Raw genomic sequence first — 24578 nt, 5'->3', positions numbered from 1 at the left:
GCCTTCTAGAAGTGGCACCGACTGACACTCGTCATCTGAAATAGTATGTACAACTTTATCTTCATTCGTGGTGCCCAGGGCACAGGAAAAACTACACTCACCAGACTACTGAAAGAAAAACTTAACTCGGTTAATATTGATTTTGATTGGATACGAGGATTTCACTTAAATCGTGATTGGACCAATGTTTCTGAGGCAGAAGAAGAGTTGACTGTTGAAAATCTAGTTCTCTTGTTAAAAAACTATGCAAAACACGACTACTATAATGTAATTATAGGCGGGGGAGTATCGGAAAAACTTTTAGAGCAACTGAAAAGGTATAAAACCATAGTTTTTACTCTCTATCTGAGAGATGATGAAATTCTCAAGCAAAGAGTTTTAACAGAAACCAGAGATAGTGGCTTTAGAGATTACAAAACAGCCATCGAGAATAACGAGAAGTATAGAACTGAATCTCATTTCCCCAACAATCATAAAATCGACAGCACGGATCAAACTCCGGAAGAAACAGCGAGCGAAATAGTCACTATTATCAATAGATAAAAGCGACCATAGAAAGAAGGTTAAACCTTTTAAAAAGGGGAATGTGCGATTAGTCTGTTATCCGGACAAATAAAAAGGAACCCTTGACGCATTGGTTTTAACCAAAGGGGTTCCTGTACGAGCAGATTAGCTGTCTGCTTCAGTGTCGTCGGTATAGTCGCACTGGCACCAGTCGTCAAGTTGGCCACAGCGACCGCATGGAAGGAATTCAGCCGGAGGAGTTGATTCGAGTGACATCTGATGAGCCCAATCAGGATTGTTGCTTAACTGCAGCAAGCAGTCGTAACACCTGTTAAACTCTCGACCCTCGAAGTCAAGCTCGCCGAACTGGAACTCGGTCCAATATACCTTTTTACAGAGCCTGCACTTCTGAAACATACTGTCCTCCTTGTCGGTGATTAATCGGTCAAGGAGGGACTGTCCGCTTACTTCCCAAAGGAAGGGGCAAAGGACAGTAATTATTGATTCTCAGCCCTGATAGCCCAAACAGGCTTGAGACACTACTCCGTATATTGTAGCATATAAGACTATATATGTCAAGACAATAAAGGGCATATTGAACCAATGAGCGATCAATTCATAGAAGGCGAGGCCTTCTAAAAAATGGGAAACTGTGAGATAATTGCGATATGGATCGCGCACCAATTGAAGAGGATTCATTTCATCATGTATACAATCGCGGCGTTGATAAGCGTGTTATTTTTGAGGAGGATAAAGACTACAAAAGATTTCTCTTGTATCTCCAAGTTTTAAACGACACAGAAGTTCAAAGTCCCAATACATTCGAAGTCCTTTCTCAAAGGGCAGAAGAAGATGAGAAAAAGGAGCGACTTGCAGACGTTGTCGCATTCTGTTTGATGCCCAATCATTTCCATTTGCTTCTGCATGAATGTCGAGAAGGGGGAATCAGCAGATTTATGCAAAGGTTGGGTACGGCGTATACAATGTACTTTAATGAAAAGAATGATAGGAGCGGAGCGCTTTTCCAAGGACCGTTTAAAAGTAAGTTAGTTGACGACGAAGAATACTTGCTCGGAGTAATCGACTATATTCACCTAAACCCTCGAGAGATTGAACATTTGAGCGAGTACCGATGGTCAAGCTATCACGATTTTTGCAATCAGAAAAAGTACGATAAAATCCTTACGGCAGAAGCTCTTAATGATTTTACTGAACTTCCAAAAGATTATCGCAGGTGGATCACAGGCCAGCACGACTTTTCGGCGATAAACCACATAACCATAGACCATAAATAGAAGGCGAGGCCTTCTAGAAATTGTATTTTGGCCTTATTTAGAGTATTCTGGTGCGATGGATACTGCGCATATACGCAACTTCTCAATAATCGCTCACATTGACCACGGTAAGTCAACCTTGGCGGACCGCATGTTGGAGCTCACAGGGACCATCGAGAAGCGCAAGATGAAAGAGCAGGTACTCGATATGATGGATCTGGAAAGGGAACGGGGGATTACCATCAAGATGCAACCGGTGCGGATGCAGTACAAACAGAAGTTAGGAGATCTCCCAACTTCTAACTCCTATGAACTCAACCTCATTGACACGCCCGGGCATATCGACTTCTCTTACGAGGTTTCGCGAGCACTGCAGGCCGTTGAAGGCGCGATACTCCTTGTAGATGCGACGCAAGGTGTGCAGGCCCAGACCTTAACGACACTTCGCACCGCGCAGGCATTGGGGGTAAAGATAATTCCTGTTATTAACAAGATAGATCTTGCTGTTGCGCAAGTTGAGGAAGTAAAGGCGGAGATTATCGAACTTTTGCATTGCGAAGAGAAAGATATTTTGGCCGCTTCTGGCAAGACCGGCGCCGGCGTTTTAGAAATTTTGGACGCGGTTATTGAGCGTGTTCCTGCTCCGCAGTCGGACGTGGGCAAGGACCCACCTCTGCCTGAAGCTGAGGAGAGACCTTTCCCGCTCAATTCCAGCCGTTCGCTAGTCTTCGACTTCGAATACGATATTCATGCCGGACTCATAGTGTACGTTCGTGTCATAGACGGCATGATCCACAAAAAGGACGCGCTTGCATTCATTGCCGGTAAAGACCAATTTACCGTGCTGGAGCTCGGGATCTTTTCTCCGCAAAAGAAACCGTGCGAAATGCTATCGCCCGGTGAGATCGGATATTTGGTGACCGGCATCAAGAAGACCGGCGCCGCGCGCGTCGGCGATACTATTACCACAGCCTCACGACCACTTGCGCCCCTGCCGGGCTATAGCGAGCCGCGGCCTGTAGTCTGGGCATCGGTCTATCCGGAGAATCAAGACGACTTCATGACGCTCCGCCAAGCGCTTGAGCGATTGCGCTTGCAAGACTCCGCACTCTCCTTCGAAGAAGAAGCGGCAGGGGCTGTCGGCAGGGGATTTCGTTGCGGATTTCTCGGCATGTTGCATCTCGAAATTATTTCAGAAAGATTAAGACGTGAATTTAATCTGGAACTCATAATCACTTCACCGACTATTAGTTACGAAATCCAGCGAACTAACGGAACAAGAGAAAAGGTCTATTCCGCAACGGCCTTCCCCGAAGAGTCGCAGATTGAGAAGGTGTATGAGCGCTGGGTGGATGCGCAGATTATAACCCCGCCGGAATATATGGGCTCGCTCGTCCAGCTCTTCCATGAACATGAGGCGACGGTTGTGAATACAGAAATATTCGGCGATCATCGTACGGCATTATCTATTCAGATACCTTTGCGCGAGCTAATGCGCAACTTCTTCGACGAGATTAAAAGCGTCACTTCCGGTTATGCGTCCATAGCTTATACCTTCGCCGATATGCGCGAGGCTGACGTTATCAAGGTTGAGGTGCTTATTGCCGATGAAGTTGTGCCCGCGTTCTCACGTATTGTCTCTCGGGCACGTCTGCAAAAGGAGGCCGAAGAGATTGTTGAGAAGATTAAGAATGTCATCCCACGACAGATGTTCGACTTCAAGATCCAGGCCAAGGCCGGCGGGCGCATCTTGTCGTCACGCCATTTGTCGGGTATGAAGAAGGATGTCACAGACTACCTGTACGGCGGCGACATCACGCGCAAAATGAAACTCCGCGAAAAGCAGAAGAAAGGCAAGAAGAAGATGAAAGCGATGGGAGTGGTAAACATCCCGCACGACGTCTTCTTGAAGGTGATGAAGTAGATGTGGTACAGAAAAGCTCCTCTCGGAAAGGTCCTCGGATCTCCTCGCTTCACTCGGCCAGACCATTTCCTCAAGGACTTTTCTGTACCACACCTAGCGCAAAAACGGGAGAGAATACAAAGCGACCATACTGAAGACGGTAAGAATACAGATTATCGCGACGAATACGCTGAAAATTTTTTTGTGTCGTTTTGTCTTTAGGAACATATATATAGTATACTGTTCTTATGCGGGACTTTCAAGCCAAACGACAGATTAAAAGGATTCTATATTCTAAGGTGACAATCGGGGCGCTTGTCGTGCTTAACTTACTTATTCTCAAGTCTGATATCCAATTATATGGTAAAGAGCGCTACACCGCCTCCAATGAGGCGCAGGCGCGACAGGAGTATAATGATATTCTCGCACGCGAGAAGTCTCTCTCGGCCGACGTGGCACGTTTGAGCACGAGCGAAGGTGTCGACCTTGAACTTCGCCGCAAGTTTTCTGTCGTTAAGCCCGGCGAAGAGGCGGTAGTCATTGTAAAAACAGCGGCAACAGCGACGCCAGAAAAACTTGAGCAAAAGTCTTCTTTCTGGCAGAATGTAACGAGTTTTTTTGGATTCTAGCGAGCGTAGTTTAGCCGCCTCCCCGGCGGCCCGCCGAAGAGGCGGGTGGCAGAACAAAATAATGTACTACGTCTATTTCCTAAAAAGTCTGAAGAACAATAGCAGATATATTGGCAGCACCAGTGATTTGAAAGAAAGAGTCAAAAGACACAACGCAGGGTTTGGCGGTCGATACTCCTCAATTAACAAGCCGTTCAAACTGGTATATTATGAAGCTTATTTAGACAAACGCGACGCACTTGCCGCGGAGAAGTTTTATAAGACGGGTTTTGGCAGAGAGGCAATAAAGAGTCGGTTGAAGTTTAGTGTTGAAAAATAAATATGCGGGCATGGTTTAGTGGTAGAATGCGACCTTCCCAAGGTTGAGACCCGGGTTCGATTCCCGGTGCCCGCACAGTGAAGCCGTCGAGCTTCCCCCGCCTCAACGGCGGGTCGCCAGAGAGGCGACAAGCATCGGGCGCGGGTCCGATTCCCGCCGCTCGCACCATATGAAAAAGAATATAGGCGTGTTTGATTCCGGCTTCGGTGGGATCAATATATTACGGGGGATTGTTAAAGCTCTGCCCGAGTATAATTATATATATCTCGGCGATACGGCGCGGACGCCTTATGGCACCCGTTCTACGGATGTTGTTTATGAATTCACGCGACAAGCGGTTGATTTTCTTTTATTAAACAATTGCGAGCTTATTATTCTTGCCTGCAATACGGCATCCAGTGATGCTCTGCGTAAGATACAGCAAGAATATCTGCCAGAGAAGTATCCGAGCAAACGAGTGCTGGGCGTGCTCATCCCGGCAGCAGAAGAAGCGATGCAACAAACAAGAAATAAAAGAATAGGCGTTATCGCCACAGAGGGGACTGTTAAATCGGGCGCATTTGTGCGCGAACTTACTAAACTTGATAAAGAAGTAAAAGTTTTTCAACAGGCCTGTCCGCTTCTGGTGCCAATCGTCGAGTCCGGAGAGGATCGCGCAATTTTTACAAAGCAGATTCTGGAAAAATATCTCAATCCCCTTAAAACGAAAAATATAGATACGCTAATACTCGGCTGTACGCATTATGGTATATTAGAGAAGCAGATTAAAAATATCATGGGCAGAAAAGTGCAAATTATATCTGAGGCGAGTATTATACCAAAGAAACTCAAAGAGTACTTTGCACAGCATCCGGAAATTGAGAGCAAGCTGGCTAGAGATGGAGGATGTAAATTCTACTCAACCGATCTGACTGAAAAATTCACAAGACTCGGCAGTAGATTCTTCGGTAAGAAAATTCTTGCAGAAAAAGTAGAACTCAAATAAAATCATGACGCTATGACATTCATAAAAAACAAAGAAGACTTTATTTGCGAGCATTGCGGATACGAAGTAAAAGGGAACGGTTATACTAATCACTGCTCCAAATGTCTCTGGAGCAAGCATGTAGACATAGACCCGGGCGATCGCGCATCAGATTGCGGCGGTATGATGGAACCGATAGGGTACGAGAATCTCGTAGGCGAAGAACGTATCGTATTACGCTGCAAAAAGTGTGCTCATGAACGTCCGAACAAAGTCTCGCCCGAAGACTCGAGAGATGCTATAGTAGGGCTTGCGAGCCCCCGTAGTTAAACGGATATAACAGCCCCGTCCTAAGGGGTAGTTGATGGTTCAATTCCACCCGGGGGCACTATTTTTTGTCGGTAAAGACGATTAGACGGTCGGAATAACTTTTCTTCGCCTTGTTCCATGTTCCTTCGCAGGTTATGAGATTCAGATGAGCCTTTGTATCATTTGAACCGAACACGTCTGAAGAATCATCATTTTCGCCGTAGGTTCGGAGTTCGCGGACGATAAAATTGTTAGTCACCCCTTGTTCGTTTTCGACGTATATGACATCCCCCTTCTTAAGCATGTGTAAATTGTCAAATAAGGCGGCTACGCCGTCCTTCCACCCATAATGCCCCGAGATTACTGCGCTGCCTTTCTCTCCCGGACGCGGACCAATATCAAACCATGCTGCATCAGTGGGACCCTTCGGCATCTCCATTGTTCCATCGGAACTTAATCCTACACTTATAATAGGCGCATCAATATGTATCGCAGGAATCTGTAGACGAACTGGAATCCCGGTATCTGGCTGTTCTGCGGGTATTGCAGGCAGAACACTGACCGACGCAACCATCTTAGCGTCGGTGGTTTGTACGATTAGACTTATATCTACGCAGAGAATAGTTATAAAGACACCGGCGATTCCCAGCATCCCCGCTCTAAAAAGCTTCCATCGTAGCATGAATCAAATAACTTGCTTCTTTCGAATTGCAAAGAGGGTTAGTATTGTCGCAAAAACTCCGGCCGTAATGAATAAGCTTTCTGAAGCGGTGGTATAGTCTGGTCCAAATCCTGATTTTGGCAACGTAGGGGGAGTGACGAGGACTGTTGCAAGTGCGTAATCGATCGCGGTGAGACCACTGGCGCTACCTTCTGCCGTCGCGGTGTTTACTGTGTTGGACGTTAAATTCATCTGGCAGGAATATGCCCAGGTTTCCGACAGATCAAGCAAATTGTCGTTATTAACGTCACCAGTATAGCCGGAGACCGGGCTACACTTATCATCAACCACACTTACATTATTTAGAGGAACTGTGCCGGGGTTAGTTACCGTATAGGTGTATGTCACCGGCCCACTCCTTGGCAGTACAAATAGATTAGGCGTTTTTATAAGATGGATTAAAGGCGCCTGTGTTGCAACGCCAACGTTGACGATCGCATTCGCACTGTCGGTGGCGGTGAAGCCGTTCGCTTGGCCGGTCACGACGACGCTGTTGGTCGTGGTCTGCGTGATGTTCTGGGTACAACGATAGTTCCATGTTTCTGTTACGTCCAATTTTAAATCTCCGTTCGTATCGCCCGAAATGAACGTTACAGGGGAACACTTATCGTCGTTGATCGTGATGTTGCTCATGGCGACTGTGCCGACATTCGAGACTGCATAATCGAAGGCAACAGTCCCGCCACCAGCGGGTAATGTTGCAACCAGCGAGGGGACTTTTTTAACGCTGATAAGCGGCGGCATCAATGGAGCAACAACTACAGGGGTAGAGGCAGGTGGTGGTATTACTACCGCAGGTGGCACAACCGCACAAGTTGCTTTGGTTATCATGTTCGAGTCCAGAGTGACGGCTCCGTTCCGTGCGAGCACGCGACCTTCGACATTCGCCCCGGTCGTCAACGTCGCAGATTGCAAGGCAAGGATATTGCCTTTGAATGTCGAGTTTGTCCCGAGCGTCGCTGAACTGCCCACTTGCCAAAAGACATTACAGGCCTGGGCGCCGTTAGCGAGCACCACGTTGCTGGCACCGGCAGTTATTAGCGTTGAAGCTGTTTTGAATATAAAGACAGCATTGGGGTCACCCTGCGCATCGAGGGTCAACGTGCCGGTGATACCAAAGGTCCCCGCCGCAGAATCATAGACACCGGCGGTTTTTGTCGAGCCACCGAGCTCTGTGGAGATAGTGGAAAGCGTTGATTGTCCTGCTGCGGCATTGTACGCCGTCGTCAGATCTGATTCTGCTTGGACTGCTCCTGCGTCACCTATATGTTGCGTGCCGTTCAACGTCGCCGGTGGGATGCCTGTGACCGCAGAACCCGGGCTCAAACCCAGGTCGCCGTTAATAACACTGGCGCCCGTATTGGTAATAGCCGAACCACCAAGCACCGCGTATGTATTAGCGCTACCAAGATTAATGGTCGTTGCAGCAAGCACAACACTTACACCCATACCACCAACTGCTAAAGAAAATACTCCCGCAATTATTAGTGAACTCTTTTTAAACTTCATACGTTTTGTTAATTAATTCTGTACTATAAGTATACACCTTGGATGCATCTAGAGACTAAAAACAGGCGTGGATAACTTTTTCCTAATACTTTGCTATACTACCAATATGACACCAGAAGAAAAAAAATTGCTTCAAGAGACAGCCGAGCTTGCGCGGGATAATAATAAGATTCTTCACGCCATGCGCCGGTCTAATCGTTGGTCAATGGTGTTCAGAATCATGTACTGGGTCCTTATACTCGGCGGTCTCGCGGCGGGGTATTACTATGTCCAGCCTTATCTCAATCAGGCGATCAAGCTTTATTCGCAAGTCCAAAGCCAAATCGGCCAGCTAGGCAATCTCGGCCAATTCGGGCGATAATTATCGTGGATATTTGTGCTGGGACCCAGGTTCGAACTGGGGACATCTACTTCTTCAGAGTAGCGCTCTACCAACTGAGCTATCCCAGCAATTGGGTGCTAGTATATCATTTCTTATATCAACTTTCCAGAGCTAAATACTTTTCACTCGGACGCTCTTGGTCTTGTGTTTATCTAGCTTGGGCAGGCGGATGGTGAGGAGGCCGTGGCGCTCCACCGCCTCTGCGCCGTCAGCATCTATTTCTTGAGGAAGCATAATAGTACGCGCGAATGAGCCCCAATAGAGCTCCTGAATGAAATAATCTTTATTGCTGATCTCTTCCGGACGTTCGCGCTTGCCCTTCACGGTAACCATCTCGCGAGTGATGACAATATCCAGATTCTCGGGCTTTACCCCGGCAATAAAGGCGCGAACTATTATCTCGCTCTCGTCTTGATGCACATCCACGGCAAGCTGGCCCTCGGTCTCATCATCTGCGCCGGCAGAAGTGCCCGTTTCGGTCAGAGGACGATTGTCTACATCGTCCCAATCATTTTTCTTGGCGCCGGTTAGCCTCTCAAAGAATGATCGCTTGTTTTTGTGTGTCATCTGTTGATTATTAAATTAGTTAATCAAGTTAATCTCTTTTTTGTTTACAAAAATACTTTTTATCTTCTCGAAGAAAAACAGAATGACGATAATACCGACCCACATCATGCCGAAGACCGCCAAATAATGCGAACCGGAATTATTTACATTCATTAGTATAAGCTCATTGTAGAGCGTATGCAACATCGTGGCGAGGATAAGTCCGAAGACGAGGCGTTTATCTTTTATAAATTTGCTTCTATAGAATGCGAAGCCGATGAATGCACCGAGCGTCGCAGAAGAAAGCGTGTGCAACATTGTTGCGCCAATGAAGCGCATTGCGTTGGATGCAATCCCTACGAGAATCCCGCCGGCTTTGACCGTGCTGAACATAAAGAGCGCATTTTCGAGTGCCGAGAATCCGATGGCCGCGGTGATGAGATATACCATGGCATCAATGGGCTCGTCGAAGGCTTTGTTGTGCCACATTGCGCCCATGAAAGCGGCAAAGAATTTAACTAATTCTTCTACGAATGCTTGCGTGGCAATAAGAATGAACGTTCCCGCCGGCAGGTGGTCTGCCACGAACTGGGCCAGCACCTCGGCGGGGAAGATGGAGAGCATTCCGAGTACGAAGACAAGCGCGATTGTCTTCTTTGGCTCGGGCTGGGCCTTGTCTTCACGAAGCCAAAAGAGTAAAAGCCACAAAAGAGGTGGCAAGATGCCGGCAAGAAGTGAAATGAGAAAAATGTTTAGCGTTGAGTCGGCCATTTTTGAACCATGAGCATCTGCTCATTCGGTTCAATTATACCCCAGAGTTCTTCTGTCACAAAGGGCATAAACGGGTGGAGAAGTTTGAGCGACGTTTCGAGTATGTGCATGAGTAATTGCCGTCGGCTTTCGCGTACGCCGGCATCTGCTGTGGCATCACCCGCCAAGATTTCTTTAGACTCTTCGATAATTTTATCGGCGAACGTGTGCCAGACGTAAGCATAGAGAGTTTCGGCCGCAAGATGGAATTGCCCGCGGTCCATACAGGCCGTGATTTCAGCAATAAGTTTGTTAAATTCTGCAAGAATTTCTGTATCGCGAGTACTGGCCTTCGGCGCCACTCTCTCATCATCGTCTTTTTGGGAACTGGTAACGAATCTCGTGATATTCCAGAGCTTATTGGAAAAGTGTTTATAAGCTTTTATTTTATCTTCCGATATTCTGCTGTCGGCACCCATGCTTGTGCCGACAATAAGCGACATGCGCACCGCGTCCATGCCGTACTTGGCCGCCATCTCCATTGGGTCGATGTTATTGCCAAGAGACTTCGATATTTTGCGCCCCTGCCCGTCGCGCACCAAGCCGTGTAAATAAACGTTCTTAAACGGTACTTGGCCGAGCAAGAATCCGCTCGCGAGTATCATGCGCGCAACCCAGAAGAAAATAATGTCGTAACCCGTTTCTAATACTGACGTCGGGTGATACATTTTCAAATCAACAGTATTATCCGGCCAGCCAAGTGTTGAGAATGTCCAAAGTGCCGAAGAAAACCATGTGTCTAAAACATCCGGATCTTGTTCCCACTTGCCCGCCGACGAGGAGGGGCCAGATTCTTTTGGTGCTTCTTTGTCGCAATAGATTTCGCTTCCTTTATACCATACGGGTATTCTGTGGCCGAACCAAATTTGCCGGCTAATGCACCACGGGCGCAGATTATTTATCCAGTTATAGTAAACATTTTCGAAGTTATTCGGTGTTATCTTTACATCGCCGGAGTCCACCGCACGGCGCATAATTTCTTTGAGTGTTGTTTCTGTGCCTGTCGCGATACCAGGGATTTCTGAATAGGGAATTTTGAACTTTTTATCAACATCAATGAACCACTGCAACATTATTTGCGGCTCAACGATACCGTCTGTGCGTTCGGCGGTGGCAATATTATGAACATAATTTTCATCGATCTTTTCAACAAGACCCTTCTTTTGCAGCTTCTCAATAATTGCCTCACGCGCTTTCTTTATATGTTGACCGGCGAATTCTCCGGCAACAGGCAAAAGAATACCCTTAAGATCAATAATCTGCTCGTAATCAAGCTTGTGCCGCTCGGCCATCTCGAAGTCTACGACAGAGTGCGCCGGGGTAATCGTCATGACACCGCTGCCGAATTCCATGTCCATCTTGTCGTCTTTAACAATGGTCGCGGTAATCGGGCCGTTAATCCACTCAAGGTCTATTTTTTGTCCGTCTTCATATTCTTTATATCGCTTGTCATCCGGATGCATTACGACATACTTATCGCCGAACTTTGTTTCTGGGCGGGTGGTACCGATTGTAAATGGCCCGTACTTCAAATAGTAAAATTTAGTTTTTTCTTCTTTGTACACTATCTCGTCGTCGGAAATAGTTGTTTGACCCTTTGGGTCCCAGATCACGATTCTATTACCGCGATAAATAAGTCCGGCGTTGTACATGCGTACGAACGCCTCCATCACCGCGTTGTAGCGCTTCTCGTCCATTGTGTAGGCATACCGACTCCAATCGAGCGACGCTCCTGCTGCGCGCATCTGTGCCAGAATTGTTGTTTTACTTTCTTCTACGAAGACATCAATTCTTTTTAGAAGTTCCTCACGTCCAAGGTCATAACGACTTTTTCCTTCTTTCTTCTGAATATCTTTCTCGACTTTTGACTGCGTGGCGATGGCTGCCGAGTCTGTGCCGGGGAGCCAAAGCGTCCGCTTGCCTGCCATACGTGCTTGGCGGATAAGAATATCCTCGATAACGAGCATGAGTGCACTACCCATGTGTAATATACCGGTTACGTTCGGCGGGGGGAGAACTATATTGAATACTTCGGCATCGGGCTTGGTTACGCCTTTTTTCACGCAAACATCCGGATTAAAAAATCCAGAATCTTCCCATTTTTTATAAATCCGTCCCTCGGTCTCTTTGGGGTCGTAAGGCTTGAGCAATTTGTCGTTTATATCCATATCTTCCTATAGTATCAGAAGGCTACTCCCACTTCAAATTGCCTTCAGCTTTTTCCAGTTTCGGCACGGTTTTTGTGATGATCCGGAAGTAGGCGGCACCGGCTATCATTGCTGCGTTGTCGGTCGTATATTTTTTATCGGGGATGAAAATTCTCATGTCAGGATACTTAGACTCGAGCATTTTCGTAATCTCCGATCTGATGTGCGCGTTGGCTGTCACCCCGCCACCCATGATGAATGACTTGGCGCCCTGGGCGCCAAGTGCCTTATCAACTTTATGCACGAGTACCTCTGCGACAGAATTCTGAAACTCGCGCGCGATATTCGCTTTTTTTTGCAAAGATAATTCAGCCCCACCCCCTTGCCCCCTCCCCGAAGGAGAGGGGGAACTCAAACCAGAAGTTTCTGTGTTTTCTCCCTCTCCTTCGGGGAGGGTCGGGGAGGGGTTAATCTTTTGCACTAAATACAGCACTGCAGTCTTAAGGCCGGAAAAAGAAAAATCTAAATCTTTCGAATGTATCATCGGTCGGGGGAGCTTCACCTCATCATCGGCGACACCTTGTAACGCAAGTTTGGCAATCTCCGGGCCGCCGGGGTAGGGTAATCCTAAAATACGCGCGACTTTATCAAATGCCTCACCCGCTGCATCATCGCGCGTCTGTGCCAGGATTTTATAATCGGTCCAGTTGTTAATTTGCGCGAGTTCTGTGTGGCCCCCAGAGACAAGCAGTGCCAATGTTGGAAATTGAAAATTGGAACTTGAAAATTCGTTTCCGCCCAGTAAGGCGGAAACGACATGTCCCTCCATATGATTTGTCGGGATGACCGGCACGTCCCAGAGTAAGCCAAGCACTTTTGCAAAATTTATCCCGCTCCAGAGCGCGGGTTCCAGCCCTGGGCCATAAGTCACGGCGATAGCATCTATCTTCGGCCTCTGAATTTGAACAACAGAATCGAAAACCGACTTAAGTAAATCAGGCTCTCGTACAAGAATCTTCTCTATTTCTGCTTTGAGTTCGGGGTCTAAGACATGAGATGTCTGATTCTTGGACATCTCATGTCCAAATTCTTCAAGAGCCCTAATTAACAAAAGAGGCAGGTTTCGTTCATGCTCCCGTTTGGCAAGCATCGGCACGACCCCGCCCCACTCGGCGTGCAAGGCAGTTTGCGATGATACCAAAGAGCAAAGTATTTTAAAATCAGGCGCGTCAATACCGCCCGTGGCCTCAACCACGCTTATCGCAGTATCATCGCAAGATGTTTCGATAGCTAAAATAATCATATAAATCTTAATGATTATTCAGTATACACATATAATAGAGAGTTGACTATATATTGAAGAGTGGTAGGGTGTTGCCGGAGGTGATTGCTCTTGAACAGGAATTATGAGGGGTGGCGGGCAATCTGGCATGTCTTATCGACACCGTTCGCTGTCGGACTGGCATTGCGCGTCTCACCGGAGTACGGTATGTATCTGCTCTGGATGATTGTCGTGGGAGTCGAGTTTTTACGCACGCGTGTGGAGTATGTACGCAACGCTTTCCTCGCCGTCATGAACGGGATTATCCGCGATGACGAGAGGGATGGTAGGCCAACGGCCGCACCGGCGATGGTCACCGGGCTTGTGCTGGCCTGGTGGATCGCCCCGGCTGGGACATTCTGGCTCTGTGTTATCTGCGTCGCGTGCGTTGATCCGGCGGCCAGGCTCGTTGGTATCCACTACGGCCTCACGCCGTTCCCGGGTGCCGGCAAGAAGACATGCGAGGGCTTCTTAGGTGCCTGGATTGCCGGGGCATTCGCTGCATCGGCAAGCGGATGCGTCTTGCCGCTCTCTACCGTCATCGGCTTCGTTGCCGCAATCGGCGAGATCATCGGCAAGCACGAACCGTGGTGGCAGGATGATAACCTGTTCATCCCAGTGTTCGTGTCTATTGCGCTTAGGTTGCTATGACTAGGCGCAGAAAGGAGCAAAAACTTCCTCCCTGAAATTCACGGGGAGGAAGTTTGCTTTACAAATTTTGTTCGGCGACCACAACCTTTTCCTTCCAGAATTTGTGATGAAGTGTGTCGGCGACGACATTGAGTTCTTTATTTTTTATTGCGCGCAAGATGGCGATGATGACCAAGATACCGATAATGCCGGAGACGAACCCTTGGCTGAAGACGCCGAATGTTGTGTGCAAAGAAAGGAATCCTTGCGAGGCATTGAGGGCGAGATACGTCACGAATCCGCCGGCAAGAGATGCCCCCAGCACTTGCATACAAGACTTGATAACAGGCGAGGAAAAATTACCGAAGTCTTTGACGAAGTAGATCCAAAGCAGTATCGCATTCACAATATATCCAAGAGAGTAGGCAAGCGGGAGCGTGAGCATGACAGTATCGGACACGTCAGAAACTCTGACGGTGATGCCGATAATTTGTCTGAACATTTCTGAAACTTCGAACCACTTTATAAATACGAAAGCGAAAATTATAGTGAGTATCGAAGTACCGGCGTTCACCATAAGCGGTCTCATGGTCTTGCCTCCCGCATAATATGCACGGACGAAGAGCAATATCAAGCTCTGGGCAACGACAGAAACAGCGAATATCGCCAAGGCCGCGGCGGTAAGCCTCGTATCGCTCCAATCGAATCTGCCGGCACCATAAATTACGCGGATGATTTGGGCGCGCAAGACGATGAAGAGTACCGTTGCCGGGACGGACCAAAAGACGATGTGTCTTATCGCCGTCTCTACCTTGCTTCTGAATTCCGCCATATCGCCCTTGCTGAATATCTGTGCCAGCGCGGGGAAGGCGGCAATGGAGTAGCTAACGCCAACGACCGCAAGTGGGACTGATTGCAAGTTTAGGGCGAGATTAAATATAGTGATAGTGCCGGTGGCCATAAGAGAACCAAGGGCGGCAAGGACGGCAAGCGAAATTTTATCCGTCGCGAGCGCAACTGTGCGGGGGAGGGATATCATTATGACTTCGCGCAAAGTTTTGAAATCAAGAGATGAAGTGAATTTTGGGAAGAAGTCCAGCTTGTAAAGTACTGGTAGCTGAATGCTCAAGTGCAGAAAAGCGCCGAGCGCGACGCCATAGGCGAGGCCTGGCAAACCGAATGTGGGATAAAAGAAGACGATGCCAATAATTATCCCTATGTTGTAGACGATGGGCGTGATAGCGAAGACAAAAAACTTTCTGAATGCCTGCGTCGCACTGCCGAGCAGGGCGGAGAGGCCAAGTAGGAATGGCGAGAGCAGGAGAATGCGCGAGAGAGTGATGAACTCCGCCTGCTGTGCAGGAGAGAAGCCAGGAACGACGATAGGTGCGAGTGCGGGAATGAATATCCAGCTCAATCCACAGACGCCGACCATCACCACAGAAAATGCCGTGAAGACAGTGTTTAAAAATTTCTTAGCTTCCGCATCTCGGCCATCTGCCAAGCGTTCTATTATGAATGGGATGAGTACGGTGACAGAAACGACAGAGGCGATAGAAGCGTAAATAAAATCAGGAATCTTGAAAGCGGCATAATAAATATCCAGAGCGCTCCCCGAGCCGAAAGTGGAGGCGAGTAAACGATCGCGAAATAAAGCGAGCACTTGCGAGAGAAAAGCCGAAGCGCCCAAGAGAAAAGCCGCTTCATGCAAGCCGGTGAATTCTTTATGTAAATAACTTAGTATCCGCGTTGGCATCTGTGACCCTACAGGGAGTCGAACCCTGGTTTAAAGCTTGAAAAGCTTCTGTCCTAACCGTTAGACGATAGGGCCTTACGCACTAAAATTGTCCCGCTATAATAACGCATTTTTGTCAAAATGGCAAAAAATTGCTAGAGTATAAAGGTTTTGGAGAGATGGCTGAGTGGTTGAAGGCACCGGTTTCGAAAACCGGCATACGGGCAACCGTATCGTGGGTTCAAATCCCACTCTCTCCGTAGCTTGACAATACATACTGACAGGCATATCATGATGCATATGATAAAGCATCAAACACGTATCACTACTAATATCAATTCGCAGTTGCTTATGTTCGTCGATAAGATGGCTAAAGAACGCGAAGTTACCCGTCGTGAAGTCATCGAAGATTCTATAAAGAAACTAGAACGCGAGGCGAAAGGTCGCGCGATTACGGAGTCATATAACCGCATGGCGGAGGACAAAGAAGAAATGGATATGTGGTTTTCGATCGCAAATAATCCCGTGAACTTGGAATGGTAAAGAAATACGATATTGTTGTTGTTAACTTCGACCCCGCACGCGGCGCAGAAAAGCGCGGTGTCCGTCCGGCATTGATACTCCAGAACAATAAGGTTAACCAGTCTAAAATAGAGACCGTTATTGTCGTGCCCCTTACCAACACACCCAAAGATGTTCCCTCTGCCGTCTGGATTATTGCAAGCAAAGAAAACGGTTTGAAAAGCGATTCTCGCCTAGAAATTTCTCAACTGCGCATGATCGATCGTCGAAGAATCAGTAAAACTCTAGGCACGCTTGAACCGAAATATTATAAAGACATTTCAGAAAAAGTCACAAACTTTCTTGATCTGAACGACGAGTATTTATAAAACTAATGTCCGAGGCGAGACCTCGGACAAGCATACATGAATATTTCAAGAAAAAAATTCGTTATTCTTTTCATCATTTTTGGGTTCGCTTTTATGTTTATCACTACCACGCTTTTGGGGTCAACAGGCCCCCGAGGCTTCCCCAAGCACCCGGACTCTTTCCTTGGAACGGCGTCACCAATAGCTTGGAAAAATACCGTATCTACAATTATATCGCCTATCAAAATTGTTTTAATAGGACCCTTGTTGCTTTCTACCGACTTTTTGCGAGATGACCCGCCGCCTCCATTTATTGGTATCTATCTAATTTTTTACTGGACTATTCTTGCTTCAGTTATTTATTATACTTTCGTTAAAATGAAACGTTGACCTTCGAGGCGAGACCCCGGACAATCTAACTTTTTTGCTTATCGCGTTGGTTATACCCATCATATGAAATACAAAAAAGTTTTGGTTACCGGCGGGGCAGGGTTCATTGGGTCGCATATCGTTATCGTTTTACAAAAAGCGGGGTATGACGTTGTGGTGCTGGATAACTTGAGTACGGGGAAGCGAGAAAAGTTGCCGGCCGGTGTGAAGTTTTACGAGCGCGATATTACGAAAGATATTCAGGATATATTCAATATAGAGAAGCCAGACATCGTTATTCACACGGCGGCGCAGGTGATGTTGCGCCGGTCCCTGGAGGAGCCGGTCTTTGATGCTCTGCAGAATATTATCGGCACCATAAATGTGCTCGAAGCTTGCAAGAAGAGCGGGGTTAAGAGAGTTATTTATACTTCGACCGGCGGGGCTAGAGTCGGCGAGCCGGAATATTTGCCCGTAGACGAGAAACATCCTATCAAGCCGATGTCGCCCTACGGTATCTCTAAGCATACGGCGGAGCATTATGTCTGGATGTATCACGAGCTCTACGGCTTAGATTATTTGATCTTCTGCTTCGGTAATGTTTATGGGCCGGGGGACGACCCCAAGTTCCGCAGGGTCACGGCGATATTCATTGAGGCGATGATGAAGGGTGAGTCGCCGACCATCTTCGGCGACGGTGAGCAGACGCGCGACTTTATTTACGTGCTCGACATCGCGGAATTTATCGTGAACGCGATGGAGAAAAATCCGGCGCATAAACTCTTCCATCTTGCGAACGGCTCTCAAGTGAGCGTGAATCAAGTTTTTACTATTCTCAAGAATCTTCTAAAGTTCAAAGGCGAAGCCAAGCACATAGAGGCGGTAAAAGGTGAAGTGCGTGACATTATGCTCGACACCACGCTCGCGCAAAAGGAGCTGGGCTGGAAGCCTTCGCACACGATGGAACAAGGGTTGAAAGAGATGCTAGACAAGAGTATACTGGCCCTATGAAAAAATATATTACTTATATCGTCGTGCTTGCGATTATTGTCGCCGCAGGATGGTACTTCGTGTCTCGTAACGCATCCTCGACAGAGCCGTATGGCGGGCAAGCCTCCGACGTAACCTCTGCAGAAGGAGGCGCTTTGGGTGCGACATTATATGACAAGGTTGGTTCCGGCAGTAGTGCAGTAGAGCAAATGCCGAACACTAATCCTTTCTCGGAGCCGGCAGTCAACCCATACACGCAGGCTTACACTAATCCATTCGGCAAATAATTTATGAATATGACAATAAAAAAACTTTTGCGATTTACCGGCATCGTGCCAATGTTGCTCATTATGTTAGGAACGGTGCAAACCGCACAGGCGGTTACCATCCCTGACGAGATCCGCATTGCGGCCAATGACTCATGGTCCGGGACAGTGCCGGCAACGAGCGTCTTGAGCTTGCTCGGCCGTATCGACTACAATAAGCCTGCTGGCGCCAACTATCCATTAGAGGTTTACGTGAACGGTAAAGTGGTAACGTCCGCGCTCATGAACAAAGGTGCAAGCTTCACTTATAAAGACGGCAGAAACTTCCCATATCTCTCCGGCAAAGCTTGGATGCTGTTTTACAGCGCAGACCTATCAGCGAACAACTCAAGTGCTGGTGGCGGTTATCAAGTTACGACAGACCCGGGTCAGGCTTACATCTACAAATGGAACATCGCATCGATAGTCGGCAGTGCGGCAACGATGGATCTTAAGCTCGTGAACAACGGCAACACGGTAGGCAAACCTATCGTCGTGAAAGTCATCAGCACTTATCCCATAGTCGCTCTCGGCAACTGCGCGAGTGACAAGGAATGTAAAACTTATTGCGATAAACAAGAGAATTACGGAGCTTGTGCTGACTTCGGCGCTAAAACAGGTTTAATTTCCAAAGAGGACGCCGCCAAGGCGAAAGAGTTCGCCGATGTATTGAAGGGCGACGGCCCCGGCTCGTGCAAAGACCAAGCATCGTGTACGACATATTGTTCTGATATAAAAAATATCGATTCGTGCCTCACCTTCGCCGAGAAGCATAACTTCATTAGTGCCGACGTGCTCAAGCAGGGCAAGCAAGTCGCCCAAGCTTTGAAGGCCGGTGCGAAATTGCCCGGTGGCTGTACTGATCAGAAGTCTTGCAACACTTATTGCACTGCATCAGGCCACGGCGGTGAATGTCTCGACTTCGCAGAGAAGGCCGGCTTTGTAAGTAAAGAAGAGTCGGAGATGGCGCGCAAAGTTCTCCCGCTTATCGAGAGCGGCCAGTCGCCCGGCAAATGCACGACGAAAGACCAGTGCGAGAAATACTGCGCCGATAATAACAATGTAATGGAATGCGTGGCTTTCGGCGAGAAGGCCGGCTTCATCAGTAAAGAAGAGGCTGATCTCGTGCGCAAGACAGGGGGCAAGGGCCCCGGTGGCTGTACGTCGAAGGCGTCATGTGATGCCTATTGTAATGACGCAAAGAATCAGACCGCCTGCTTCGAATTTGCTAAAGAGCATGACCTCATTCCCGCAGATAAACTGAAGGAGATTAAGGACGGCATGAGCCAGCTCCGCGCCGGCTTACAACAAGCACCGCAAGAAGTGGTGGATTGTTTGAAGTCAGAAGTTGACCCGAACATCATCTCAAGTGTAGAAGGCGGTACATATATGCCGGGGCCGGAGGCTGGCGGCAAGATCAAAGCCTGCTTTGCCAAGTATCTCCCGCAGATGATGAGTAAGCTCAAGGGCGCCATGGATCAAGCAGACTCGGCGACCAAGCAATGTGTCGAGCAAGCGATGGGTGAGGGTGGGCTCGAAGGGATGCTTAAGGGCGATGCTCCGCCATCACCGGACGCGGGCGATAAGATTAAGAACTGCTTCGGCAAAATGAAGACAGAAGGCTTAAAGAAAATGCGCGATGGATTAAAGCAGATGCCGGAGGAAATTCGCACTTGTATCGAACATAAATTGGGTAAAGATAAGGTGGCCAAAATCGAGGCGGGCGAAGATGTAGAAATCGGCCCCGAGGCAGGCGCAGCAATCCAGAGTTGTGTCGGTAATATCGGCGCAGTAATGCAGAAGATGATGGATGAGCAGTTGAAGCAAGCCCCACCGGAAATTCAGGCATGTCTTAAAGATCGCTTAAGTAATATCGCCGAGCGCGCACAGAAAGGCGAGGTCAAAGGCCCAGAGGACGTCCAAGGCGACATCGCCGCTTGTATGAAGAACTTCCGCCCGGCAGGAATCCCTGAAGCGGGGAGTATCCCGGCCGGTATTCCGAAAGGCGGCATCCCGAAGGGATATATTCCAGAGGGGGTGCCGGAGAGTATGGGCATCTCTGGACAAGGAGAATCATCTTCCCAGAGTAGCGAATCATCAGGAGGCACACCTCCGGCAGGCTTCGTACCGAACGACCAAGTCTGCGCAGGCTTCAAAATGGCACCATCTTGCGATTATGTACCGGAGAACGTCCGCGACATCTGCAACAAGTGTAAAGAATAGGTTCAAAATTCTGATTGACAATCGGCAACTCTTACTATATAATATAGGCTTATTCTAACTGCTAATTTGTGCCACAAAACACCACTTCCCAAGGTTCAACCTTAGGCACCCGCCTGCCAATGACTGGCACTGTCGGGCAGGTCCAAAAGGTTGAACCTTCTACGGTTGGTTCAGTAACCTTCACCGACCTCGGCCTCGCTCCGGTATTCACCAATACTCTAGCTAAGCTCAATATTACCAACCCGACACCTATCCAGGCGCAGGCCATACCGGTTGTGTTAACTGGCAAGGACATCATCGGTATCGCCCAGACCGGCACAGGCAAAACGCTCGCCTTCGGTCTGCCGATGCTCCAGCGCCTAGCCTTGACCAAGGGCACTGGCCTAGTGCTCTTGCCCACGCGCGAGCTCGCCGCCCAGGTGGACGAGAAGCTTGTTGCTATCGGAAAAGATTTAGGAATTAAAACCGCCATGCTCGTCGGCGGTGCCAACATGGGTGCCCAGATGCGCAAGCTCCGCGAGAATCCGCACGTGATAGTCGCTACCCCCGGCCGTATCAATGACCACATTCGCCAGAAGACGATTGACCTATCCCAAGTCTCGATATTAATTCTCGATGAAGCCGACAGAATGCTTGATATGGGATTCGAGCCGCAGATTCGCACCGTCATCGCGATGATCCCGAAGGTACATCAGACGCTTCTTTTCTCGGCCACGATGCCGGACAAGATTGCTCAAATGGCGAAGGCCTATCTGCACGCACCGCAAACGGTACAGGTTGCCACATCGGGCACGACTGTTGCAAAAATTTCTGAAGAAATTTATTTCGTTACGAAAGAAGAGAAATCGCGCTTGCTCGAGAAGCTCATTGCCGACAACCCGGGCACGATACTCGTTTTCTCACGCACCAAGCACGGTGCCAAGAGACTCGCCAAACATATCCAAGACATGGGTCATACGGCGACGGATATTCATTCCAATAAATCTCTCTCACAGCGCACAGAGGCCTTGCTCGGATTTAAGAAAGGTAAATATCGCGTCTTGGTGGCGACAGACATTGCTGCGCGCGGTATCGATGTCTCCGACATCGGCCTTGTTATTAATTATGACCTACCGGACTCGGCCGAGGATTACGTCCATCGCATCGGCCGTACCGGCCGCGCGGGTAAAGAGGGCAAGGCAATCTCATTCGCCGAGCATCATGAGCGCCGTGACATACAGACCATCGAACGTTTGACCAAGAAGCGCCTGCCGGAGAAATCCAAGCCGCAAGATCTCCCGCCGGCACGCCAGAGCACTATCAAAGAACGCCCTTATGAATCACAAAAATTTGGCGGACATGGCGGACGTGGTGGCGGGCATGGCGGCTTTAAGCCCTCTTGGAGACGTAAATAAAAAAGTAAGAAATTATTTAATAATTTTTTCGTATGGACATAGTTTACATTCTCGTGTTCGTCATAGTGTTCGTCGTCTTGCCGGGCGTGCGCATCGTCCAGCAATATCAAAAAGGTGTCGTCTTCCGCTTCGGTAAGATTGTGGGGGAGCGCAACCCGGGTCTGAACTGGATAATCCCGTACGTTGATATTTTATACAAAGTCGACTTGCGCACGATAACATTACCTATCCCTCCGCAGAAAATAATTACGAAGGATAACGTCTCGGTAGACATTTCAGCCGTAGCCTATTACAAAGTTGTGGATGCAACCAAGAGCTTGATAGCAATCGAGAACGTGATGAACGCCATCAATCAGATTGCCCAAACAACAGTGAGGAATATCGTCGGGCGCTTCGAGCTCGACACGATACTTTCCTCTCGCGATACTATTAATACCGAGATTCGCGGAGTATTGGACGGGCACACCGAACAGTGGGGTGTCGTCGTCTCGGTGGTGGAAATAAAAGACATTCAGCTCCCCGACAACATGCAAAGGGCAATGGCCAAACAAGCCGAGGCCGAACGCGAGAAGCGCGCCAAGGTTATCGCCGCCGAAGGTGAGTTCCTCGCCGCGCAGAAGTTGGCCGATACCGCCGACGTGATGCAAGCGCACCCGATTGCCCTCCAACTCCGCAATTTACAGACGATGGCCGAGATAAGCGTAGAGAAAAATTCGACCATCATCTTCCCGGCGCAGTTCATGAACACATTGGCCGATGTCAAGAAATTCATAGCGTCCGAAACCTCTGCGAAATAAGCAGTATAAAAACAAAGCAACCCGGACTTCCACATGGAAGCCGGGTTGCGAGAAAGAGCTGAATCAAACTGTGCGAGGTTCAACCTCGCACAGTTTAGTTAGTACGGACTTGGGCGAGCCCGCTCGAGGGCAGACCCAGTACCCCGAACCCGTTCGTCCAGTCGAGGTCTACGAGACCGGACTGGAAGAGGCTGTTCGGCGTCCAGATGAAGCGCCCGCCGTGGCCGTCGACCTCCGGAGCCGAAGACATCCCTGCTGGCGGCAGGGGCGCAGTCTCTCCGAGCAAGGTCGTGACCACCGAGTAATCCACTCCACTCGGTGCCACATTTGCTCGGAGCTCGAAGAACATTTGAGTTCCGGCGGCGGCATTGATGGTTGGCTCGCCGAGAATCTCGACGAGGCCGGAACTCGTTGGCGTTGCACCGGTGGCCTTGAACACACCGCTACCCACCGTAATAGCGTAACCAGGATCCCCATACATTGTCAGACTAAAACCCGAAGTCGAGCAACCGGTCGTATTGACCCGGAAGCTCAATTTCGCAAGTCCGATGCTGCCAAGCGGGTTGGCCGCGACCTTGAACCGCATCAACCGCCCGTCCGTTGCTCCCTGCGTGGGGAGCGAGTCGAGCGAGATGGTGGACACGGACTTGTACGTGCGAAAGCCCATCGATTCTGCCGAGCCAGTTGCTGTGACCGACTCGCCGGACTCGAGGCCAATGGCGTCGGCGCCGATTACGGTGAGCCTGATGAGCTCGCCGGACCGGCCGGGTTGGTTGACGCCGATTGGTGCCACGTCAACTCGGACAATCATCGGCACATCCTGACCGTCGGGGATGTCCACGGGTGAGTCAAGCGTGCAAGTTGCACGCGTGCTCACGCCCGTCCACGTTACCGACCCAACTTGCGCGGAGCCCAACCAGACTGTACCCTGCACGATACTGGACGTGCTCCCGGAAACCAGAGCGAGATAGAGGCGCTGAAGCCTCACGTTCTCGCTTGTTGCCCGGAACTTCACGACCGTCGCAAGGACGTTCACCGTCCCGCCAGCCACTTGTTGGTAGCTAGGCGAGGACGTGTCGGTACCTAGCGCAAGGCCAGAGCGAACGACTGTGACCGTATTTCCCGCAGTGGTTCGGTCAATCGCAACTGGAACGAGTGGGCCACCACCGGCCTCGAATGCGACAACACCGGCATTGCGAAGTGAGAACTTCGCACCGACAGGTGCCGCCGCCGAAACGTTGGCCTTGGTCGCGAATGTCGCGACCGTCCCATGGGGGACATAGACCGGCTGGTCGAAGACCACAAGCACTGCGGAGGTGCTAGGGTTCGCAATCGCCGATCCTGTGTTCAACGGCGCTGTGCCCTTGAACATCTGCAGGTTTGTAAGCATCGTCGGCATGGCGCCGTTGGTCGTCTCAATAACTTGAACCAACGACCACACCTCAATGTCTCGTCGTGCTGCGGTCGCGTCGACGACGATACCACCGAAGTCCTGCCCGATTCTCCCTGCGATGGTCTGGCTGACCGTCGCAGGATTGTTGTGGGCAACGACCTCGGCCACCGTGGCTGTCATAACCTGCGACGGCCAGCACGAGCTGGTCGAAGCGGGCTGGATGCCAGACTGCGCCTGCGGGAAGTCCGCAGGGTCACAGCCGATGTTGCCGAGACCGCAAACCAGAATCATCGCTACGATAAAGAGAACCATAATCCACCTCCGTGGATAAAACTATGATGCCCGGTATGGGCGTTGTCAACGAAGAAATCCTTTAAATACTACACTATATTTGACATAATGTCAATCAATGGCCTATTTAAATAATATTTAACTCCTTGACAGAATGTCAATAGGTGTGCTACTATGTACGGGTTATTTCGATCTTTGACATACGTTTAGTGAATCAAAATAAACAAGCAAAGTAAGGTTATTT

General features: G+C 49.1%; 24 protein-coding genes and 5 tRNA genes. 19 read left to right on the top strand and 10 right to left on the bottom strand.

Annotation, left to right across the window (positions count from 1 at the left end):
• Window positions 1–45: 45 nt before the first annotated feature.
• From WC764_01085 to WC764_01045, 9 genes are all read left to right on the top strand, one after another.
• Window positions 46–543 (top strand): AAA family ATPase, encoded by a 498-nt coding sequence (locus WC764_01085; protein MFA6006304.1) that lies wholly within the window; start codon window positions 46–48, stop codon window positions 541–543.
• Window positions 544–1172: 629 nt separating this feature from the next.
• Entirely contained in the window at window positions 1173–1799 is a 627-nt protein-coding gene (locus WC764_01080; GenBank protein ID MFA6006303.1) for a transposase, read from the top strand.
• A gap of 55 nt (window positions 1800–1854) precedes the next feature.
• Window positions 1855–3702, top strand: a complete 1848-nt coding sequence (lepA, locus tag WC764_01075) for a translation elongation factor 4 (protein ID MFA6006302.1) — start codon at window positions 1855–1857, stop codon at window positions 3700–3702.
• 227 nt (window positions 3703–3929) lie between these two features.
• Window positions 3930–4310 carry a hypothetical protein gene (locus WC764_01070; protein ID MFA6006301.1) on the top strand — a complete coding sequence of 127 codons (381 nt, stop codon included), beginning with the start codon at window positions 3930–3932 and terminating at the stop codon, window positions 4308–4310.
• A 61-nt stretch (window positions 4311–4371) separates the two neighbouring features.
• Window positions 4372–4629, top strand: coding sequence for a GIY-YIG nuclease family protein (locus tag WC764_01065; GenBank protein MFA6006300.1), 258 nt, complete (start codon window positions 4372–4374; stop codon window positions 4627–4629).
• A 4-nt stretch (window positions 4630–4633) separates the two neighbouring features.
• Window positions 4634–4704: transfer RNA gene (locus WC764_01060), tRNA-Gly, on the top strand.
• Window positions 4705–4798: 94 nt separating this feature from the next.
• Window positions 4799–5614: a glutamate racemase gene (gene murI, locus WC764_01055; protein MFA6006299.1), complete on the top strand. Its 816-nt coding sequence runs from the start codon at window positions 4799–4801 to the stop codon at window positions 5612–5614.
• A 12-nt stretch (window positions 5615–5626) separates the two neighbouring features.
• A complete protein-coding gene (locus tag WC764_01050) occupies window positions 5627–5923 on the top strand; it encodes an RNHCP domain-containing protein (protein ID MFA6006298.1) in 297 nt (98 codons plus the stop codon).
• Window positions 5910–5981 (top strand) — tRNA-Arg (locus WC764_01045). The genes WC764_01050 and WC764_01045 overlap by 14 nt, the downstream gene beginning before the upstream one ends.
• On the opposite strand, the gene WC764_01040 is transcribed toward WC764_01045, so the two are convergent.
• Together WC764_01040 and WC764_01035 are read right to left on the bottom strand one after the other, a co-directional pair.
• Entirely contained in the window at window positions 5982–6584 is a 603-nt protein-coding gene (locus WC764_01040; GenBank protein ID MFA6006297.1) for a class F sortase, read from the bottom strand.
• A gap of 3 nt (window positions 6585–6587) precedes the next feature.
• Entirely contained in the window at window positions 6588–8132 is a 1545-nt protein-coding gene (locus WC764_01035) for an ice-binding family protein (protein MFA6006296.1), read from the bottom strand.
• A 106-nt stretch (window positions 8133–8238) separates the two neighbouring features.
• On the opposite strand from WC764_01035, the gene WC764_01030 reads away from it, so the two are divergent.
• Complete coding sequence (locus tag WC764_01030; GenBank protein ID MFA6006295.1) at window positions 8239–8493, top strand: hypothetical protein; 255 nt, start codon at window positions 8239–8241, stop codon at window positions 8491–8493.
• A 16-nt stretch (window positions 8494–8509) separates the two neighbouring features.
• Here the strand turns inward: WC764_01030 and WC764_01025 are convergent.
• The 5 genes from WC764_01025 to tsaD all read right to left on the bottom strand — a co-directional run bounded on the left by WC764_01025 (window position 8510) and on the right by tsaD (window position 13320).
• Window positions 8510–8582: transfer RNA gene (locus WC764_01025), tRNA-Phe, on the bottom strand.
• A gap of 43 nt (window positions 8583–8625) precedes the next feature.
• A complete protein-coding gene (locus WC764_01020) occupies window positions 8626–9081 on the bottom strand; it encodes an Hsp20/alpha crystallin family protein (GenBank protein MFA6006294.1) in 456 nt (151 codons plus the stop codon).
• Window positions 9082–9096: 15 nt separating this feature from the next.
• On the bottom strand, window positions 9097–9831 hold the full coding sequence (locus WC764_01015; protein ID MFA6006293.1) for a PrsW family glutamic-type intramembrane protease: 735 nt from the start codon (window positions 9829–9831) through the stop codon (window positions 9097–9099).
• On the bottom strand, window positions 9813–12038 hold the full coding sequence (locus tag WC764_01010; protein MFA6006292.1) for a valine--tRNA ligase: 2226 nt from the start codon (window positions 12036–12038) through the stop codon (window positions 9813–9815). The genes WC764_01015 and WC764_01010 overlap by 19 nt, the downstream gene beginning before the upstream one ends.
• A 22-nt stretch (window positions 12039–12060) precedes the next feature.
• Complete coding sequence (gene tsaD / locus WC764_01005; protein ID MFA6006291.1) at window positions 12061–13320, bottom strand: tRNA (adenosine(37)-N6)-threonylcarbamoyltransferase complex transferase subunit TsaD; 1260 nt, start codon at window positions 13318–13320, stop codon at window positions 12061–12063.
• Between the two features lie 90 nt (window positions 13321–13410).
• Here tsaD and WC764_01000 point away from each other — a divergent pair, with 90 nt between their 5' ends.
• A complete protein-coding gene (locus WC764_01000) occupies window positions 13411–13989 on the top strand; it encodes a hypothetical protein (protein ID MFA6006290.1) in 579 nt (192 codons plus the stop codon).
• A gap of 58 nt (window positions 13990–14047) precedes the next feature.
• On the opposite strand, the gene WC764_00995 is transcribed toward WC764_01000, so the two are convergent.
• Both WC764_00995 and WC764_00990 read right to left on the bottom strand, forming a co-directional pair.
• On the bottom strand, window positions 14048–15724 hold the full coding sequence (locus WC764_00995; protein ID MFA6006289.1) for a lipid II flippase MurJ: 1677 nt from the start codon (window positions 15722–15724) through the stop codon (window positions 14048–14050).
• A gap of 3 nt (window positions 15725–15727) precedes the next feature.
• A tRNA-Glu gene (locus WC764_00990) sits at window positions 15728–15799 on the bottom strand.
• Window positions 15800–15876: 77 nt separating this feature from the next.
• On the opposite strand from WC764_00990, the gene WC764_00985 reads away from it, so the two are divergent.
• From WC764_00985 to WC764_00950, 8 genes are all read left to right on the top strand, one after another.
• Window positions 15877–15963: transfer RNA gene (locus WC764_00985), tRNA-Ser, on the top strand.
• 40 nt (window positions 15964–16003) lie between these two features.
• Window positions 16004–16246 carry a hypothetical protein gene (locus tag WC764_00980; GenBank protein MFA6006288.1) on the top strand — a complete coding sequence of 81 codons (243 nt, stop codon included), beginning with the start codon at window positions 16004–16006 and terminating at the stop codon, window positions 16244–16246.
• Window positions 16240–16593: a type II toxin-antitoxin system PemK/MazF family toxin gene (locus WC764_00975; GenBank protein ID MFA6006287.1), complete on the top strand. Its 354-nt coding sequence runs from the start codon at window positions 16240–16242 to the stop codon at window positions 16591–16593. Before WC764_00980 ends, WC764_00975 begins: the two co-directional genes overlap by 7 nt.
• Window positions 16594–17025: 432 nt before the next feature.
• Window positions 17026–17952: an NAD-dependent epimerase/dehydratase family protein gene (locus WC764_00970; GenBank protein ID MFA6006286.1), complete on the top strand. Its 927-nt coding sequence runs from the start codon at window positions 17026–17028 to the stop codon at window positions 17950–17952.
• Window positions 17949–18218: a hypothetical protein gene (locus WC764_00965; GenBank protein MFA6006285.1), complete on the top strand. Its 270-nt coding sequence runs from the start codon at window positions 17949–17951 to the stop codon at window positions 18216–18218. The genes WC764_00970 and WC764_00965 overlap by 4 nt, the downstream gene beginning before the upstream one ends.
• 9 nt (window positions 18219–18227) lie before the next feature.
• Window positions 18228–20459 carry a hypothetical protein gene (locus WC764_00960; GenBank protein ID MFA6006284.1) on the top strand — a complete coding sequence of 744 codons (2232 nt, stop codon included), beginning with the start codon at window positions 18228–18230 and terminating at the stop codon, window positions 20457–20459.
• A gap of 68 nt (window positions 20460–20527) precedes the next feature.
• The gene (locus WC764_00955; GenBank protein ID MFA6006283.1) at window positions 20528–21853 is read left to right on the top strand and encodes a DEAD/DEAH box helicase; all 1326 of its coding nucleotides are present in this window, start codon (window positions 20528–20530) and stop codon (window positions 21851–21853) included.
• Between the two features lie 32 nt (window positions 21854–21885).
• Window positions 21886–22650, top strand: coding sequence for a slipin family protein (locus WC764_00950; protein ID MFA6006282.1), 765 nt, complete (start codon window positions 21886–21888; stop codon window positions 22648–22650).
• A 94-nt stretch (window positions 22651–22744) separates the two neighbouring features.
• Here WC764_00950 and WC764_00945 read toward each other — a convergent pair whose 3' ends face one another.
• Window positions 22745–24355, bottom strand: coding sequence for a hypothetical protein (locus tag WC764_00945; GenBank protein MFA6006281.1), 1611 nt, complete (start codon window positions 24353–24355; stop codon window positions 22745–22747).
• Between the last annotated feature and the right edge of the window lie 223 nt (window positions 24356–24578).

This window comes from Candidatus Paceibacterota bacterium (assembly GCA_041660505.1).
In the GTDB taxonomy this organism is placed as follows: Bacteria; Patescibacteriota; Minisyncoccia; order Phycocordibacterales; family JACRKE01; genus JBAZWG01.
The sequence above is the reverse complement of the archived record's forward strand: the minus strand, read 5'-3'. Positions and strand labels throughout refer to the sequence as shown.